This window comes from Haloferax sp. KTX1, from assembly GCF_902410085.1.
Classification (GTDB): Archaea; Halobacteriota; Halobacteria; order Halobacteriales; family Haloferacaceae; genus Haloferax; species Haloferax massiliensis.
In genome coordinates this window covers 1-17,184 of record NZ_CABPRH010000014.1, presented here as the reverse complement: position 1 = coordinate 17,184, position 17,184 = coordinate 1, and the positions used below count along the sequence as shown (strand labels likewise).

14 protein-coding genes and 1 pseudogene are annotated in these 17,184 nt (G+C 61.1%); 1 reads left to right on the top strand and 14 read right to left on the bottom strand.

Features of this window, described 5'->3' with window-relative positions:
- Nucleotides 1-95: 95 nt before the first annotated feature.
- The 4 genes from FY251_RS17700 to FY251_RS17685 all read right to left on the bottom strand — a co-directional run bounded on the left by FY251_RS17700 (nt 96) and on the right by FY251_RS17685 (nt 4,744).
- Nucleotides 96-1,337, bottom strand: coding sequence for an RNA-guided endonuclease TnpB family protein (locus FY251_RS17700; RefSeq protein WP_148416359.1), 1,242 nt, complete (start codon nt 1,335-1,337; stop codon nt 96-98).
- 198 nt (nt 1,338-1,535) lie between these two features.
- Nucleotides 1,536-1,712, bottom strand: coding sequence for a hypothetical protein (locus FY251_RS22670; protein WP_187367437.1), 177 nt, complete (start codon nt 1,710-1,712; stop codon nt 1,536-1,538).
- 717 nt (nt 1,713-2,429) lie between these two features.
- Nucleotides 2,430-4,367 (bottom strand): PAS domain-containing sensor histidine kinase, encoded by a 1,938-nt coding sequence (locus FY251_RS17690; protein WP_148416358.1) that lies wholly within the window; start codon nt 4,365-4,367, stop codon nt 2,430-2,432.
- A 116-nt stretch (nt 4,368-4,483) separates the two neighbouring features.
- Nucleotides 4,484-4,744 carry a HalOD1 output domain-containing protein gene (locus FY251_RS17685; protein WP_148416357.1) on the bottom strand — a complete coding sequence of 87 codons (261 nt, stop codon included), beginning with the start codon at nt 4,742-4,744 and terminating at the stop codon, nt 4,484-4,486.
- A 121-nt stretch (nt 4,745-4,865) separates the two neighbouring features.
- On the opposite strand from FY251_RS17685, the gene FY251_RS17680 reads away from it, so the two are divergent.
- On the top strand, nt 4,866-5,126 hold the full coding sequence (locus tag FY251_RS17680; RefSeq protein ID WP_058365419.1) for a helix-turn-helix domain-containing protein: 261 nt from the start codon (nt 4,866-4,868) through the stop codon (nt 5,124-5,126).
- A 2-nt stretch (nt 5,127-5,128) separates the two neighbouring features.
- Here the strand turns inward: FY251_RS17680 and FY251_RS17675 are convergent, their stop codons facing one another.
- The 10 genes and pseudogenes from FY251_RS17675 to FY251_RS22840 form a co-directional block, all read right to left on the bottom strand.
- Nucleotides 5,129-5,638, bottom strand: a complete 510-nt coding sequence (locus FY251_RS17675) for a hypothetical protein (RefSeq protein WP_148416356.1) — start codon at nt 5,636-5,638, stop codon at nt 5,129-5,131.
- The gene (locus FY251_RS17670; RefSeq protein WP_148416355.1) at nt 5,635-6,234 is read right to left on the bottom strand and encodes a helix-turn-helix domain-containing protein; all 600 of its coding nucleotides are present in this window, start codon (nt 6,232-6,234) and stop codon (nt 5,635-5,637) included. The genes FY251_RS17675 and FY251_RS17670 overlap by 4 nt, the downstream gene beginning before the upstream one ends.
- Nucleotides 6,235-6,283: 49 nt before the next feature.
- Complete coding sequence (locus FY251_RS17665; RefSeq protein WP_148416354.1) at nt 6,284-6,619, bottom strand: hypothetical protein; 336 nt, start codon at nt 6,617-6,619, stop codon at nt 6,284-6,286.
- Nucleotides 6,619-6,909: a hypothetical protein gene (locus FY251_RS17660; protein WP_148416353.1), complete on the bottom strand. Its 291-nt coding sequence runs from the start codon at nt 6,907-6,909 to the stop codon at nt 6,619-6,621. Before FY251_RS17660 ends, FY251_RS17665 begins: the two co-directional genes overlap by 1 nt.
- Nucleotides 6,910-7,127: 218 nt before the next feature.
- The gene (locus FY251_RS17655) at nt 7,128-7,568 is read right to left on the bottom strand and encodes a hypothetical protein (RefSeq protein WP_148416352.1); all 441 of its coding nucleotides are present in this window, start codon (nt 7,566-7,568) and stop codon (nt 7,128-7,130) included.
- 73 nt (nt 7,569-7,641) lie between these two features.
- Nucleotides 7,642-8,880: a hypothetical protein gene (locus tag FY251_RS17650; RefSeq protein ID WP_222847838.1), complete on the bottom strand. Its 1,239-nt coding sequence runs from the start codon at nt 8,878-8,880 to the stop codon at nt 7,642-7,644.
- Nucleotides 8,881-9,243: 363 nt separating this feature from the next.
- Nucleotides 9,244-13,590 (bottom strand): primase-like DNA-binding domain-containing protein, encoded by a 4,347-nt coding sequence (locus FY251_RS17645; protein ID WP_148416350.1) that lies wholly within the window; start codon nt 13,588-13,590, stop codon nt 9,244-9,246.
- Nucleotides 13,556-15,766, bottom strand: a complete 2,211-nt coding sequence (locus tag FY251_RS17640; RefSeq protein ID WP_148416349.1) for a VirB4 family type IV secretion system protein — start codon at nt 15,764-15,766, stop codon at nt 13,556-13,558. Before FY251_RS17640 ends, FY251_RS17645 begins: the two co-directional genes overlap by 35 nt.
- A complete protein-coding gene (locus FY251_RS17635; protein ID WP_148416348.1) occupies nt 15,759-16,880 on the bottom strand; it encodes a hypothetical protein in 1,122 nt (373 codons plus the stop codon). The genes FY251_RS17640 and FY251_RS17635 overlap by 8 nt, the downstream gene beginning before the upstream one ends.
- Before the next feature lie 2 nt (nt 16,881-16,882).
- Nucleotides 16,883-17,184: pseudogene (locus FY251_RS22840) on the bottom strand (hypothetical protein); the annotation flags it as partial.

Sequence of the window (17,184 nt, the reverse complement as noted above, 5' to 3'; positions counted from 1 at the left end):
TGCAAGCGTCCAGCGGGTCGACATCCACTCCATTCGTAGGAGCGTCCGCTCGCTAGCGTCGATGACGCTACGGCGGCACCTTGCGGGTTTGTGCGCTATTCGTTGGGCAACACTGCGGCACCCTCAACGGGAAACCACTGGTGATCGTCCCACTGGAACCGCACGGGCCGTGCCGTCGGCCTGACTGTTGTGTTCGTTGCTCGTTCGAGCAATGTTCTCGAAGCAACGAGGTCGGCGTGGCCGTCGAAACCACACGGACAGGTGAGCGTCTCTCGATGCCGGCGTGTTCGGTCCCGTTCGCCACATTCTGGACAGGTCTGGGACGTCCACGCCTCCGAGATTGCTTCTACGTCGATTCCGTACTCTTCACAGACTGATCCGAGTCTATCAATACACTGCCGATGCGCCCAGAAGGTCCGTGCTTTGAGATTCGCCTCCACCGACCAGTACTCACCGAGCACTCCGGTGAGATCGCCGTGGTAGAGCGTTGTAACACCAGCTTCGTCTAACCGTTCAACTACGTCACGGAGGAGCGCGTTCACCGCATGATCGCGCCGTCGAGAGCGCTTGCGATAGAGACGCTTGATTCGCTGACTGGAGTGTTGTCCGTCGGGGAGTTTCGCTTGGGCGTTGGCGATAGCGTTAGTCGTCTCTCGGAACTGCTCGAACGGTTGGTGGCCACTATAGAGATACTGCCTACCGGTTGTTGTCGTACAGGCAACGAGCACGTTTGCGCCGAGATCGAGTGCAGCGGCCTCAAAGCCATCTGATCTGCTCTCTTCGACGCCTTCGATGGTTACGGATTGATGCACACGGTACGTCTCTTCGACCGAGTCGTACGAGATTTCGAGTCGACCACCGTCACCACACCACTTCGGATTGCCCCGAACCGGTAACCGAAGCCGTTCGTACATTCCGAATCCGTACTCGTCTTTGAGATCCATGCCGATGCGGATTTCCAGTCGGGACCGCCTATTCCACTGAATGGTGTACGAATCGTTTCGAATGTAGGTTCGGAGCTCTCGGCCATCGTCTTGATTCCCCCAGTAGCCGGGGGGACTCGGATCGTACTCAGGATCACCGAGAAGTTCGAAGAAGGATCGCCACGCAGTATCGTTCACGCGAGCGATCTGTTGGGTCGTCGCTCCGCTTAGCACGTCGACGTACTCGTCGTAGTAGCCATCGCACTCCCAGACACTTTCGCCATCGAAGAACTGCTGGCGGCGGTCGTAGGTGAGTTTATTCCAGAGGCTTGCCGACGCGTCCAGCACTCGCGTAAGAATCTCTTCTGTTGTTTCAGAGTCGGGAGCGATATCGAACGTATTCGTTCGTTTCATGGCTCTGAACGATACTGCATCCAGGGCACGCCTTCGCCGATTCCAGTTGACTGCACGATTCTCGGAAAACTACTGTCGGATTTGGGCTGGCAACGTCGTCTCATTTTCAATTCCTCTCTAGTGAAGGCACGATCACGTCGCGCCTCCGCCCGTTCCGGGCGCGAAAAACCAACACCAGCAAGTCGAGTTGGGGTCACATCATCGGTCGCTGTGGCCCCACATCCGTGGGACATAGCCGAGATGCTCGATGTCGTCAGCGTAGTCACGAAGGAGCCCGATAAGGACGACTTCAGGAACCCCGGATTCGGCTTGGTCGACCAGCCAGTCTTCCAGTTCGTCTTCGGCCTGCTCAATCCCGTTAAGATCAACGGACATCCGGCCAGTCCCCCACTGATTGACGATACACCTGTCGCTGGTGGCGTTGTTCCATCAGAAATCACCTAGTCCTATGCAGGCGTGTTCAAGTCGCGCCTGCACCCATTGCAGGCGCTAAAAACCCTATCGGCGTGGTCAGTAGAGGGCAGGTCAGATATCGATATGCCCGCTCGTGTCCGGCCCGATGTGCGGGTCCGTGTCCAGGGCGACTGTCGCCGAGAACGCGCGCCGCGGTGTGGCGCGCGACAGCGCAGGCGGCACAAAGCGCTGGAACGCGAAAGCCCGCAAGGGGCGCAACCGACGGGGATACCCGCTGGCGCCGAGGGCACATCCATTTTAGCCCGGAACGGGCGCGGGCGGTGCGGAGAGCGCCCGCATGCCCGGAATGGTCGGTCGCGAGCGACGCGGAGGGCGGAACGCGGCGAGCGGGGCGGGCCATAACGGACACACCTGTCTAGCCGGCTACGTCGCTCGGTGAGGCATCTACCGTCCTGGTGGACTCAGAAAGGGCGAGGCCGCCTCGGTCGTCCCCCGACCCCGCAAGCACCGCAGGCACGAGGCGCGCTGCGGTGGTCGCGGGATGCCGAGCGGCCGAGGGCTTTCGAATAACCAGTCGGAATCGAATTGACCCTATGTCACTGACCATTGGGAGAGACCGGACTCCGAGCGGGAGAGACCAGCTTCTGACCGTATATATACACCTCTCGGATTTCGTGCTTAGAGCGGCGTCGATGCGGACTGCACACCAGAAATCTCGAAGCGGGCACCACCATCCGTGCCGTCGGTGACCTTGATGTCCCAGCCGTGGGCCTCGACGATCCGACTGACGATTGCGAGCCCGAAGCCTGTCCCGTTCTGGTTTGTCGTGTAGCCACTTTCGAACACGTCCTTACGTTCGGTTTCAGGAATACCCGGCCCTGTATCTTCGATATAGAACCCATCGCCAGCATCGAGCACGCCGACGTGGATCGTGACGGCGTCGACACCGTGCTCAATTGCGTTTCGATAGAGGTTCTCGAACATTTGGACGAGACGACTGCGATCTCCGTCGAAGTGGAGGTCCGCTTCTATCTCGAGTGTTGCGGCGTCGGTCGCGACGTTCTCCCAAGCCTGTGTAGCGAGGGCGTCGAGGGCAATTGTCGCCGTCTCGCCGACGGCATCCCCCTGCCGGGCGAGTGTCAACATATCATCGATGAGTCGTTCCATCCGATCCAACGCTCGCTCGACGGCGTTGAGATGTCCATCATCGTCTGGGACCTCGATGAAATCTAGGCGCCCCTGAGCGACGTTCAAAGGGTTCCGCAGGTCGTGGGACAGGATGCTGGCGAACTCCTCGAGTCGGTCGCGTTCCCGTCGGATCGTCGCCCCCGCGGACAATCGTTCCAGGGCCGTCACCACGTGGGTCGCCAGCATCTCCGCGACGTCCTCGTCGCGCTCGGCGAAGCCGTCCGAGTCCGATGAAAACACCTGTAGCACACCGTATTCCCCCAGCGGGATACTCAATAGTGCACGTGGATCGGCGCTCGTTTGTGGATCGGGCTGTGCACCGCCGTCCTGAATCGGCGACGTGGCCGCCGACCGGGTAAATTCGAGACCGTCAACCCGGAGCACCGTCCCTGACTGGTAAGTCTCTCCCGCGTAACCGAAGGAGGTGGGCACCGGGTCACGATCGTCGACCGTCCCAGATCCCGAACTGGCGGCCGGAACCAGCTGATTCCCTTCTACCACGGAAAGACGGGCGATATCGGCATCGAATAGGTCGACAGCACCGTCAGCAGTATGCTGGTAGATCGTTTCCGCCGAGTCGGCCCCGGTAATATCGGTCGCAAGGTCGTGAAGCTGTGTGACCTTCGCCGTGTGAGTCCGGAGCTGCCGCTCTGCCTCCTTTCGACCCGAGATGTCCTGAATGACGCCCGTAAAGAGATGGTCGTCGTCAACGACATACTCCCCGAAGCTGATCTCGATTGGGAACTCTTCGCCATCAGCCCTCTGTCCGCGTATCTCGATGCCGTCCCAGTCGATGGTTCGATCTCCTGCTGAGAGATACTGCGTCACCCCGTCCCGATGCGCGCCCTGGAGCTGCTCCGGCATCAGTTTCGTTAGTGTGTCACCGACCAGGGCTGCACTCGAATACCCGAACAGGTCCTTCACGGCGTCGTTCGCGTACTGGATCGTACTCGTCTCATCGATTGTTACCACGGCAAACGACGAGTTCTCCGTCAACGCACGGAACCGCGATTCGGACTCGGCCAGTTCCTGTTCGCGCTGCTGCAACCCAGTCGCGTAATACCCCAGCAGGACGCTTGCCGCCATGAAGATACCTGCGTCGTTGAGCGTGAGTGGGATCGGTTCGCCAGCTGGCATATGTTCAAGCGAAATGACAAATCTGTTCCAGACGTTGACGGCGACACCCGTTATCGCCCCACCAGCTGTCCAAAGTGATAGTCTACTGACACGTAGTGCCTGATGAGTCCGAGCGAGCCAGACCCCGCCGATGAGGAAACTGATCCCGACGAGAGCTGGCAGACTCACTTCGATGAGGTCGACGAGGGCATCATCTCCGTCAAAAAGCACCCAGCCAAGCGTACAGGAGAAAAGCAGCAACCCGGAGAGGGCAACCGACCACTCCGTTATCGTTCGATACAAATTCCTCATCTGCAACTAATATTCGGGAAGAGATACTTAATGCGCTTGATTTGGATACTAGGTGTCATTTCTCACTATTGGGTGGTGAGGGGCGAGACGGTCACCGTCTTACGGTGCTGACTATCCTATGACCCATCCGCCTCTGGAGAACTCTCCACCAGGACTTGAACCTCGTTAGGCGTCGTGACGAGCTGTACGCCTCGAACGGTGAATCGAACCGAGATGTCCCCATTCGACGAGGCGAGAAGTTGTTCAAGTGCCTCGATGTCCACCCAGTCCTGTAACTGGTAGTCATCGTGATCGAGGCCACACGTCTCCAACGTCTCGATGATGTCGACGAGCAGGTCGCTCGGTGGCTGGGGGGAAGCCGGTGCTGAATTATGCATCTGAACGCTCGGGGCTAAGAGTGGCAGGCCTTTAAAACGTTAGGAGTCAACCACAGAAGCTCAACGCTTCGCTACTTGACTTAGCGCGTTCGGGATAGCGTCGGCGCAACCACAAGCGATTATGCGCTTTGACGCCGACTGGATGTCGCGCGCCGATGACCGCATTCTGGAGCATCTCTCTGAAGCCGGCCCCGACACCCCGAAGGAGATGGCGGACAGCGATCGCGTGCGCTTCTCCCGTCAACACATCAATGCCCGGTGCAAGACGCTCGTCAAATACGGTCTCCTCGTCCACCTCGGCAACGGCGTCTACGATATCACGAGAACGGGAGAGCAGTATCTCGCCGGCGACCTCGACGCTCGTGACCTCGACCCCGAATAGCGTCAGCTGTCACCGGTGACCAGGTCCTCGATGAACCGGAAGCCGTTCACGAACGTCACCGAGTCACCGTACCCCTCGCTCGCGAGGACGGTTTCGGCCCCTTCGCCGGCCGCGATATCGGTCGTGTAGATGTACACCTCGGTCGCCGTCCCCGCGCTGAGATGCTGGGCAGCGAGGGCGGCGAGGGCAGCGTCCGCCCGTTCAACTTCGTCTGCGGGCCGGTCGTCGGCGTTCGCGATGTACCGCTGGACGCCGTCCATCGACCGGGAGACGACAGGCTCGGAGAACTCGAGCGGTGACGCAACCGTCGCCCAGCCCTCGTCGATCGCGGTGTCGACGGGTGGCGCCTCGACGTTGGGGTCGTCGACGGTCAGTTCCTCGTACACCCGTTCGGGCAGGACGAATGTAACGTCGTTCCGGCGAGCGAACCGCCGAACGGCCTGGTACCGACGGTTCGACGGCTGCCCCATCGCGACGAACAGGCCGGTGTCGGCGATGTGGAGCCGGCTCACGCGTCGTCAGCCGCGTCGCCGTCGTCGATATCCAACTCGTCGAGTCCTGCCCCTGCCTCCTCGATGTCGTAGTGTTCGTGGACGACGGGCCGGAGCGCCTGGAGGATCATCTCCGCAGCTAGCGGCGAGATGTCCAGATCCTCGGCCATCAGGTGGTGGGTCACCTCGCCGCGCTCGCGGGCGACGGCGTAGGTGAGCGCGGTCGCGAGGCCGGCGACGCCGTGGCGGTCGATGTAGGTGTCGATGTCGGCGTCCGTCTCGCGGCGTCCGACGGCGTCGATCAGCGCCGGCGTAATCGTGTACTCACGGTCGCCTGCGGCGGTCGTCACGGTCAGGTCGATCTCCCGGGCGGCGTACCGGCGCGGCTGCTCGTCGTCGGTGACGTCGACGATGCCGGCGTCGACGAGCCGGTTGACGTAGCTGTAGGCCGTTCCCTGTGCGAGCTCGAGGTCCTCCATCACGTCCTGGACGGTCGCCTCCCCCTCCCGAGCGAGGTACGCGTACAGCTGGGCGAGCTGTGGCTCCTCGAGGAGGTCAGCGACCGACAGGAAGTCTTGGACGATGTCGCCGTCGGCGCGGTGTGAGGTGCGTGACACGGGTCGTTCTTGATTACAGTTTACAGCGAATCAGTAAAGAGTGTTTGGGTCACTCCGCCGGCGTCGCGACGAGATGTTCCTCGAGGTCGCGCGTCCAGTACGTCGCGAGCCCGCCCGGACTACAGCGGGCGCACAGCTGCAACGGGCCTTCCAGATGCCCGAGCTCGACACGGAATCGCGTGAGCGCTGCGAGCGTGTCGACGACCAGCCCACAGCCGTCACAGGCGACGTGATCGCGCTCGTCGGGATCCGGCTCCGCCTGAATCGCGCAGTCGACACAGATTGGGTTGGTGACCCGTTCGTCTTGCCCCCAGGTATGGGCCTCGCCAGTCTCGGTGCCGGGCGGGGCGTCGCAGAACGCACAGCCGACGAGGGTCTGCTGCATCACTCGCCCTCCCCGTCGGCGTCGCGTGCGGCCGTCCAGCCACGGTGGAAGACGGCCAGCTGCGTCGATGAGTCGAACGCGGTACCGCTCGGCTCGTGAACCAGAACTTGGTCCTCGGGAACCGGAGTGACGACGTCCGCGTCGACGAGATCGTTGATCAGGTTCTGGGCCGTCCTGTCGTCGACGTCCGCCGTGTCGACACCGGTGGCGTCGCGGTCCTGTGCGAGCTGTTCCTTCTCGAACTGTTCGTGGTCGCTACTCGTGTCGTCGTGAGGATCGGGACCAGGCATGGTGAGTCACGCAGCGCACGCTGTTGCGCGCTGCACGCCTTCCGGCGCCGACAAACAACTCATAGCGTACAGATTCGGTACCTCCTCGGATCGCCCGGCCGCCAGGATACACTAACTCGAGGAGTCGGGCGGAGGGTGGGGGCAAGGGAGTGGATCCACCCCCAGCGTTAACCAACACCGTGTCGGTATCGACCGAGAATGTTGGTTAAGTCTAGCTGCTACGGCGTTCGGAGCTCTCGAACTGGCTTCACGACGAAGGTGTCTGGCTCGCTGGCTGCTCCTTCACCTGACCGCTCCGTCGGCGTCGAGGGCGACCGCATGAGCTGGGTGATGAGCTCGTCGCGAACGGTTCGGCGAGGGACGGTGGTCTCGTGCCAGCCCAGCCGGTCGTCGAAGTGCCGCTTCTGAAACTGCTCGCCGACGTCGTCGCCGGCGACGTACTGCGTCCGCGTTGACCGCCCGACCTGGCGGGAGACGAAGACGGCGCCCACGGCCTCGTGCGTGAGCTCGACGAGAGCACACTCCACGAGGGCGACGACCGACGCGTGATCCCGGTCATTCGGTATCGTCACCACGAGGTCCGCCCACGGGGCCTCGCTGTCGGAGGTGATTGCTGCTTGCTGTACCGTCTGTGTCTGGGTCGTGTGTTCCGAAGCCATCGTCTATCGGGGGATGTGATGCACCCCGCCACCCCCTGGCGGGGGCGACAGACGTACCGTTGCGGTTGCGACGCTACTCGGACCGACCGCCGAATAACCGACTCAACAGAGAGGATGACTCTGACTCACCTCTGTTCTCACTCGCAGTAGAGACGTGCTCGCTCTGAGAATCCTCCTTCTGGCTACGGGTGGCAAGTTCGTCAGTGAGTCGCTCGACCTCCGCTTCGAGAGCGTCGATGCGCTCGGTTTTCTCCGCGAGTGTCGCCTCGAGTTCGTCGACGCGGTCGCTCAGTAGCCGGTTCTTCTCGGCTAGATATGCGCTACTCCGCTCCGAGTCAGCAGCGCCGACGTCTGGAGACGATCCGCCGGGGGTCTCGTCCGCGGTATCGTCGCCGACGTTCGGGTCGTAGAACTCCGACGTGGTCGCAATCGCACGCTCGATAGTCTTCTCCCCATACGTCGACCCATCAGCGTAGTGGACCTCGTCCCACTTCTCCCGAAGCAATCCCGACTGCCGGAACAGGTGATCCATCTGCGTCCGGTCGCCGCCGGTCCAGAACGCCAGCAAACAGCACAGCGCCATGTCGGCCTCGGACTGACTGTCGTAGCCGACCGTATTCCCGTTCCAAAGCCGCTCGAACTTCTCGCCGTTCGACGCGTTCCGGGCTTTCTCGAGGAGTTCCTCATCCTCGAGGTCGACATCGACGCCGGCTGCACCGGTTGTCGGTGACTCGTTGTCAGCGCCACCACGCTGTTCGGACTCGGATGCTGTGTCACGCTCGGTGTCCACGTACTCACGGTGAATCGCTCTGAGCGCGTCCTGACGGCGTGCAACGCGCGTTGGTGTCTGCTCGACGTGGTCGCCAGTGACGGTGAAAAAGCGTGCCGTGTCGTACAGTTCGACGCTCCCACGACGGTTCCGCCCGTCGGGAAGCTCTCCAGTGATCAGGACGTGATAGCCGGTACCTGACGGTGACACCTCCGTATAGGAGTCGAGGCGTTCGATGATGTCCAACGCCGCGTCGTCGACGTCGTCTGTTTCGAGATCGCGACAGTCGTCCAGGTCGACGCCGACGATGGGATCGTCGTCGGTAAACACGAATCCGACGCCATCAGCGTGCTCTGTCTCGGTGTATTCGAGTGCTGCCTCGAAACTCGCCCAGGTCTCCGACTCTGTTGATGACGCGAACCCCCCAGCCCCTGGTGTCACCGGAATCTTCGTCGGTTTGCCGTCCCGCTCCTCTTCTCGCCAGCACACCCACTGGTCGCGTTCGCGTAACGTCTCCGGAATCACCTCCGGCTCGTCGATCATAGGTTCACTCATCCTCACGTAGCACCTCGCATGGCTCTCACTGGCTCTGAGCCAGCACAGAACGCTCTCTGCTGTACGTCGCGATCCAATCCCTTGGTCCCAACGGGGACCCCCCGTTCTATCCTAGTTGGTTGTTGGGTGGAACACTCGCTATAGATGGTTGAAAATCGCTGGACGTGAGTGTGTTCCACCCATTTCGGTCGGTTCGTTGGTGTTCCACCCATTGGGAATTTGGGTGGAACATGCCGTCGTCGGGTGATTGCCGACCTGCGAGTTTGATCGGATGAGGTCATGGTTCTGCGTGGGTGGAACAGCTGCCGAGAACTTGCGATAAAATCGGGAATTGGACTGTGTACCTCCATTTCATGGCTGAGAACCCTCCTCGGAGCGAATGCGGACTCCAGTGTAATGCCGTACGGGTTCCCCGTCGATTCGCTTCTTCGTGGAGTCTACCTCGATGTGGGTATTGAGCTTCCGTGTGAACCAGCTCTTATTCAACGGATCGTCGATGCCATGTGCCTCGGCCCAGTCGTTATAGAAACCGAATACGTCATCTTTCGGCACGGCTCCATCTGCGTCTTCGACAAGAAATTCGTCGACGAACGATTCGAACGACGGTGGCGATGGGTCTTTCTGCTCTTTCTCAATCGTGCTATCTGGCTGGTGGGTCTGGTCAGCTGGTTCGTCAGCGGCCGCTGATTCGGGCGATGCCGGACGGAGCGACCCATCGGTGATTGCCGAGAGTGGCTGCTTCTCACCGTCTTCATACACGACCGATTCCGCTCCATCGTGAAGGATAACGATGCCGTACGTCGAACGTGTGTAGTCTGGTACGGGGAGTTCGGCTTCGGGGACGAATGGCTTCTTGACACGCACCCAGTCGTCCTCGAACGCCGATTTCGTCTGGTAGATGTGTTGCTCACCGTGCTCGTATACGGCATACTCCTCGGCCGCGTGATCGTAGCTGTAGATGGCTGGAACACGGTCCTTCGAGAGTCTTCCAAGCGATGGGAGGCGGATGTGTTCCGTCCCGTTGGCATCACGAAGGACGATCTCGTCGCCATCACGCCACCAGATGTTCTGGGTCCCGTTCTCGTCGTCGCTCGCCGGTCGCACGGCCGTCACCCCACCTTCTTCGGTCGCTCCGCCGTTGAACGTGAGATTCGAGTCAGTCGTGTAGAACCGCGTCTCGTCATTCTGGAGGGTGCGAACGGGTGGTGTGAGAATGCCGTCAACGCGCTTGGCCCACTCAGTTTCGTCGTTTCCTGGTCGAACGACAAACAGCGGGATATCCCCTGCTGCTTGGGCTTTCCGGAGGTTCGTGAGTACCTTTGCGGGATTCTCGGGTGTCGTCGTTTCGACTTCGATGGCGAATCGGTCGGCAACGTCGGGGTGGCTCGCCCTCGCGTCAGGTTTCTCGCTGCCATCCTGTGCGAGAATCGAGACGGTGAAACCGAGTGCGGTGAGCTCTTCTTCGATCTGGAGGAGTGCTGCGTCGTGAGCACTCCCACCAGCGGCCTGCACGCCACCGGTATCGGGTGTCGAGACATCCTCTCCGGCTTCAGTGAGCCGGATGCGGAGCTCGTCGGCGTCGATATCGACGGTCGTATCGAGGTATCGTGATCGTTCTCGAATGTCCGCGAGTGCATCATACGATGGCGGCTCGGCGTCGACGTCGTCAAAGAGTCGTCTGAGTTCGTCATCAACTGCTTCAACGGCCACCCAGCCGTTCTCCTCGCGGCAGCCCTCTCGAAGCTGCAGACTCCGAATCACGTTCGCAATCGCGACGTCCAGGTCGTCGCTCCCGATATGGAGCACCTCGTGTTCGTTGGTCGGTGTTCTCGTTGTTGAGGCGTCTGTTGCGGCCGGCACGCCGTGTTCGTCACTGATGTGCTCGTGCATCGAGGAGAGTGTCTCGGTGAACTGCTCCTCTTCACGCTCAGTGAGCGGGGATTCGCTCTCGGGGTGGCCCGGTGGAATCGGGAGTGGTTCGAGACTGAACGGATACGGCCCCGTTTCACCGAACGTCGGGCTTGGCAGGCTGGCGATCCACTCCCCTCGTGGCAACGAACGAATCCGATTGGCGAAATCCGCGGGGTCCATCTCTTCGTGGGCCATCGCTCGCGCCAGTTCCCGGTCGACGTTGATTTTCCCGATGAGCGAACTGCCGATGTTGTTCAGAGCATTCAGGTAGATCTTCCGCCCACCTTCAGCCTCCATCTGTTCGGGGAACTGCATCGACAGGCCGACAGAGAGGCGAAAGCCCCGCCCTTTCTCGAGGAGATCGTTCATGATGTCGGAGACCACGACTGATGCTGCTTCGTCGACGACCAAGTTCACGACGTAGTCGTCCGGGTGCTGGGAGAGGGCCTGTTTGCGGTCCTTGAGGGCTGCATCGAGATTCGTCAGGATCACACCGGTCATGATCCGGGCGGCGTCGTCGCGCAGGTCGCCGAGGTCGAAGAGGATGACCGTATCCTCGTCGAGGACATCCCGAAAGTCGAACTGGTTCTCGGTATTGTTGAAGATCTGCCGCAGGTGCGTATCCTGCGAGATGTACGCAAGGCGGTTTCCGACACCGCCCATCACGTTCGCGAAGGTGTTCGGATCTAACTGGAGCTGCCGTCGAATCGTCCGGGTGATCTCCTCGTCGCTCGACCGCGGGGCGTCGCCGATGTTCTCGTTCGGTGGCCCGGCCTCCCAAAGCTGGTCGACGACGTGTTCGAGCTGTCGGTGGGCGAAGTAGTCCGTCGACGCTCGGTAGAGCCCGTTCTCACGGCCGTATTCCTCGTCGAACAGTGCCTTGATGAGCGTCTTGATGAGAGTCGGGGCCACAGTCGCCCGCTCGTAGCGGTCGGTTCCCATCACGAGCTTCAAAATCTCTTCGTAGTGGTCGGCCTTCCGTTGGACGGCGTCTTCGCGGCGCCGTCCGCTCTCCATCGACGGTTCGAGATCGAAAAACGAGAACCCGGGGAGCACGTCCGGGATCGGGAAGTGGACGACGTTCTCTTCGAGGTCGGTCATTCCGAACCGACGCGCGTGAGCCCGCATATAATTCTGGGCCATATCGTCGTTCTTCGGGATGATGAGGATCGTCGGCCCCTCGGTGTTGTCGTACAGCGACAGCAGGTCGTTGATGAGGGCTTTCGACTTCCCAGAGCCGGTTGTTCCGAACCGGCCGTAATGAGTGGGCAGCAGTCCGGGTGGAATGTGTGTCGGCACATCTTCGGCCTCGCCGGTGTCGTCGAGGGCATACCCGATTGCCATCCCGTCTCGGAACTCACCCATGAGGTCCTGGTGAGGACGGGGCAACGGATTCCGACTCTGCTGTTCCGCACGCGTCCCACGTGTCCCCTCGACAGTAAGCTGTTCCGAGGAAGGGACGAGTACGAAGTTCGCGAGTTCTCGGCCACTCAGGACGAACTCCGGTCGGGTCGTCCCACGGCCGGTCGTGATCTCACGATCCCAGAGCCGCTGAAGCGCCGCTCGGGCGTTTCGTTCTTTCGTGGCTGCCCGAAAGCCGCTGTCGCGTATCCGTTCGGCCGTAACCTCGTAGTACGGTCCGTCAAGCGGGTCGAATACCGGGACAAGTGATTGCATTCGCTCATCGAGTTCACCGCGAACGTCGTCCCTGGATGGAATCCCGATTGCTCGGATGTTCGCGGTGAACGACCGCTTCGGATTTTTCGCCTCGATTGCCTCGATGCGTTTTGCAACTGCGTCGCTAAGCTGGTTTCTGTCCCGGTTCTCCGACTGGCTGTCGAGTTCGAAGAGGGAGCCAATAATCTCCTGGGCGAGTGTGTCCCGCCCGTCGATGACGTCCTCCTTGCGAAGATCGGCATCGGACTGCCAGCTCTCGCGTCGCTGGAAGGCGACCTGGAACGCCACTGGTGCTGTCGCCTCCATCAGATGGTCGACGAGCGACGCGAGCGCACCCCCTGGCTGATCGACGGCTGAGAGTTCAGCTTCGTCGTCGTCGGTGAATGGCGAGAGTGAGGTCATCCAGTCCTGCTTCCGAGTAGCCGACCCCTGCCACCGTACGCCGAGTGGGGAGACGGTCTCGGTCGCTGGCCGGGCGAGTATCGTCCCCTCTGCTGTGACCGTTGGTTTGGCAAGCGTGGTGAGTGGCTCATCCTCGGGGATCGCATCTGGTGAAGCGAGTTCGAGGGCAGTGTCTCCGAACTCGATGATGTGGTCAGCAGACTGGTCGCCGACCGTTCCTCCATCCGCGACTGATTCGGCGTCTGCTGGCCTCGCTTGACCGTTGTCGTCAGTGCCACGTTCGTATTGCTCGTCAGGACCGAACTCGTACGTTAGCTCGCCCGACTCATAGTGCTCGACGAATGTCTCTCGGTCGAATTCGACAGGCTGCACGAGTCGCGATGCGACGTCGATCTCGGTACGCTCGATGTCGAACGTCTCGGGATAGATCGACCGGAGCCGTTTCTCCAGGGTATCCAGATGGTCGTCGGCACCGTAGTAGAATTCGACGGGGTCGTCTGCCCCCTCGCTGAGCGCGAGGAATTCGAATCGGAGCGGTGTTTCGCTATGTAGCGGATTGAGTTTGTCAGCTAGCCCCGTCGAGTCCGTTGAGGTCAGTTTGTGGAGGCTTTCCAATGCCTGCGGCAGCCGCTCCGGATTGAGGCGTTCGGAGGTTGGCGTCACGCGGAGATACTCACGCATCGTCACCACCTCCCGTTTCACCGCCATCAGTCTCTGTTGGCGTCCGCTCAGGTGGGTGGTGTCCGTTGTCGGTCGCTCGGCTTTCAATATCGTCCTGGAACGCCTGCACGTCCGCGTCCATCGGGTTCTCGCCAGTACCGGGGAGCGAGGATCGCCGTTGCTCGGTTGGCTCGAAGTCGATGACCTGCTTCTCCTTGGGCATCGCTTTGACCTTGATCCCGCGCCACTCGCCGTCGACGCCCACCAGAGCCTCGGAGAAGCCGGCGTCCTCGTTGCCGGGGACAGCGTCCTGGACGAACCGCATCTGCGCGTAGTTCAGCCCGAATTCATCGGCCCACTCCGCGTCCATCCCGTCAAGGCGATGGAACTGCTTGACCGCACACTGGTCCAGGATCGCCTCGCTTTCGGCGTGCTCGAAGAACTCATCGACGGTCTGCGTGACCAGCCGAATCGAGAGATCGTGGTGGCGGTGGTGCCGGAACACCGTCTCGAGGAACGCCAGGCTCGCAGCGTCCTGCATGATGTAGCGCGCCTCGTCGATGTAGAACACGACCTCCTTGTCCGAGACCTTCGCCCGTTCGTACACGAGCGAGATGAGCAGCTGCATCGTCAGCGCCGTGCTGCTGTCGACGCTCCCCTCCTGCTGGGCCAGATCGAGGTAGATGACCTTCTCGTCCCGGATGTCAAAGTCCGACGCTTGACCGAGGTTAGCGTGGCGGCCGTCGTCCTCGAAGGGGCGAAGCTGATCGAGCAACCACGTTGCGTCGTCCTTGATTTTCCCTGCCTCCTCGTCGGACCGCACGACGAACTCCTCGGGCTCGTCGACCATGTCCTCGAAGACGTCCATCATATCCCGAATGGTCGGACTCGGGTTGTCGTGCGTAGAGATGTCGTCGGTAATCCCCTTGCGTTTGTAGGCGCGTTTGAGCCCGAGTTCGAGCGTCGTCCGGCGGTCGCCCAGCGAGATGCCGCGGAGCGCGAAGAAATTGGTGAGGAAGCTCATCGCGTCGTCGAGCTTCTCGTTGAACGGGCTCGCGTCCTCGCCCATCGCCCGCTGGACGTGCTCGGGCGTCTCGCGAATTTCCAGAGGGTTCAGGCCGAGTGTCCCGCCGACCGTGATTCGCTTGGCGGCGAGCGCCTCTGAGACGCCGGCCCAGTTGTTCAACGGTTCGAGGATGATGCCGATACGGTCCTTGCTCTGCTCGATAGAGCGGATGAAGTTTTGTTTGGAGCTGAACGACTTTCCGGAGCCCGTGTCGCCGACGGTGAACATCGCGTAGCCGTTGTCTCGGGAGAATGGGTCGATGACGACGGGGCTCTGGTTGTCTTTGTGAATGCCGAACTCGACGCCGCCCTCCTCGAGGATCGTCGCATTGTGCGGCGAGGACAGTAACGCGCCGACGGCGCCACCGAGCGCGATCGATGTCCGGCCGAACTCGTTGTCGCCGATCGGGGCTGCGGACTGTAGCGCGAGATCCTGCCGACAGATCGCCGTTTTCGGTGTGAGGTTCGCGGGGTCGTCACGGAGCGCACTCTTGACCTTCTGGACGGCGTCCCGGAGTTCCTCCTTCTCGTCGGCCCGGACGGTGATGAACATCCCCTGGTCGAAGACGTTCGCGCCATTCTCGACGGCCTTGTACGTCGCTGCGGCCTCGTTCGCTCGCTCCTGGAGATAGGCGCTACGGACGCTCTGTTCGATATCGGCGTCGACCTGCAGGTCGTCCGCGATGTCCTGCAATTCGTTCCGGGCTCGCTGCTGATTCTTCGGCGTGATGTGAGCCGTGAGATCGAACTCGACGTCGGTCATCTCGAAGAGGTCGCTCAGATAGCCATCGCTGGGATAGTCGGCGTAGTCGGCGATGTACAGCGTCGTCGTCCACTGCTCGCCGACGTGGGCTGCTCGCGTCTCCCACTCAATGGCTGCCGGCGCAGTTACCGTCTTGTGCGATTCTGAGATGTCGTCCAGGATCTGCCCTTCTGCGTTGCCTTCCTCCAGCGTCTCCTCGTCGAGGACATCCGAGAAATCGACTTCCTCCTCGTCGTTGGTGCTGTGATATCGACCCCACAGAAGCTTGCCAGCGACGCCAAGAATGACGGCTAGAAGGACGTAGAGTGCTGCGCCTTCGGTCGACGTTGGATTCAGTAACCACTCGGCGGCCTGGTCGGTTGCCCCCCCACCGGCCTGGAGAAGGACGTTAAGCATCGGACTCGTCCTCCCGGCGCGAATGGCCGACGACCGATTGCTCGCGAACGACGCGCTCTGCGTCGTCGTAGTCGTGTTCCCGGCCGTTCCAGAAGTCCATGTTCAGCACGAACAGCTCAACCGTACTAAGGCGACGAGCGGACCAGCCAGAGGATTGCTGGATGAACTCGGCCCGCAGGTCGTTGACGCGACTGTCGAGCTTCTCAAACATCTGGGTACGTCGCTCGACGTCGGTGAGGTCCTCTCGTCGTGTTACGAACGGGTTGAACAGGAACCCGATAACGGGGAACTTAGTGAGCTTCTCAGCAGGTGTTCCCTCGTCTCGGTAGCGATCGTAAACCTCCAGGGGGCTGACCTCGACACCGATGTAGTACCGGACCTGCTGAATTCCCCGGTCGCGCATTTCCTTCGGGCGCGTCTCCCGGTATTCCTCGAGCAACTCATGGAATATCGGGTTCTGGTTGACGTCTTCGTCGGAGAGACGGTTTTCGATATTCTCGATGATTTGTTCGACCGGGAACGAGCGAGTTGTAGCGTGGACTTTGAGCTTAGAGTCGAGTTCCTTATTAGCGAATTCCTCTCCAGCCTCCTGGAGCTGTGCCCAGTCGTCGGACATGGCGAAATCCATGTTCCCCGGCTGGATCTCGACGAACGCCTCCATCGTCCCGTCCGCCCGCTGGATGGTACCAACGCCGGGCCACGCCCGCTTGACGTTCGTGAGGTCCTGGGTTCGTTCGTCGGGTTTGAATGGCGTATAGTTGGCGAACCCGCCCTCATTCCGTGTCGTCTCATTCGTGCCACTCTCCGCGTTGTCCGGGGCGCTGAACGTAATCTGTGGTCGCTTGACGTACCGATAGACGTCTTTCGTCCACGTCCAGGCGTTCAAGTGATTCGGTGAGACGTAGATGACGGCCACGCCGAACCCCAAGCCGCCAGCTACGAACGGGAGAGCAAGTGACTCGATACCGGTGAGGCCGGCCACGAACAACCCGATAATGGGGAAGGCAATGAGAACGCCGACATCACCCTCCTCGATGTTGAGGTACGGGATACGACCTTCCTCTCCGAACTGATTCATAATTCGCCGTGCAGCTGCGTCTTTATCGCTTGACATAATTACTGGATCCCTCGATCAAACTCCATACCGCGTTTGTCATTCGATGTGTTCGCTGTAGGCCCGCCCGGGTCATTCTCGGTTCTGCGGTACGACGGCTTACCGCTGCCCTGATCTCCATTGTCTCCTCGGGCGGCTGCTTTCTGGGCGACAGCTTGCCCTGCGGCCGCTTTCGGCCCCCACCGGGCGGCAGTCGTCGCGACGCCAGCACCACCGACGTAGGCTCCAGCAGCGACACCGCCGACGAGTGCTGCCCCTTTCGTAGCACCACCGACGACCTTGGCAGTCAGCGGAGTCGCGTATT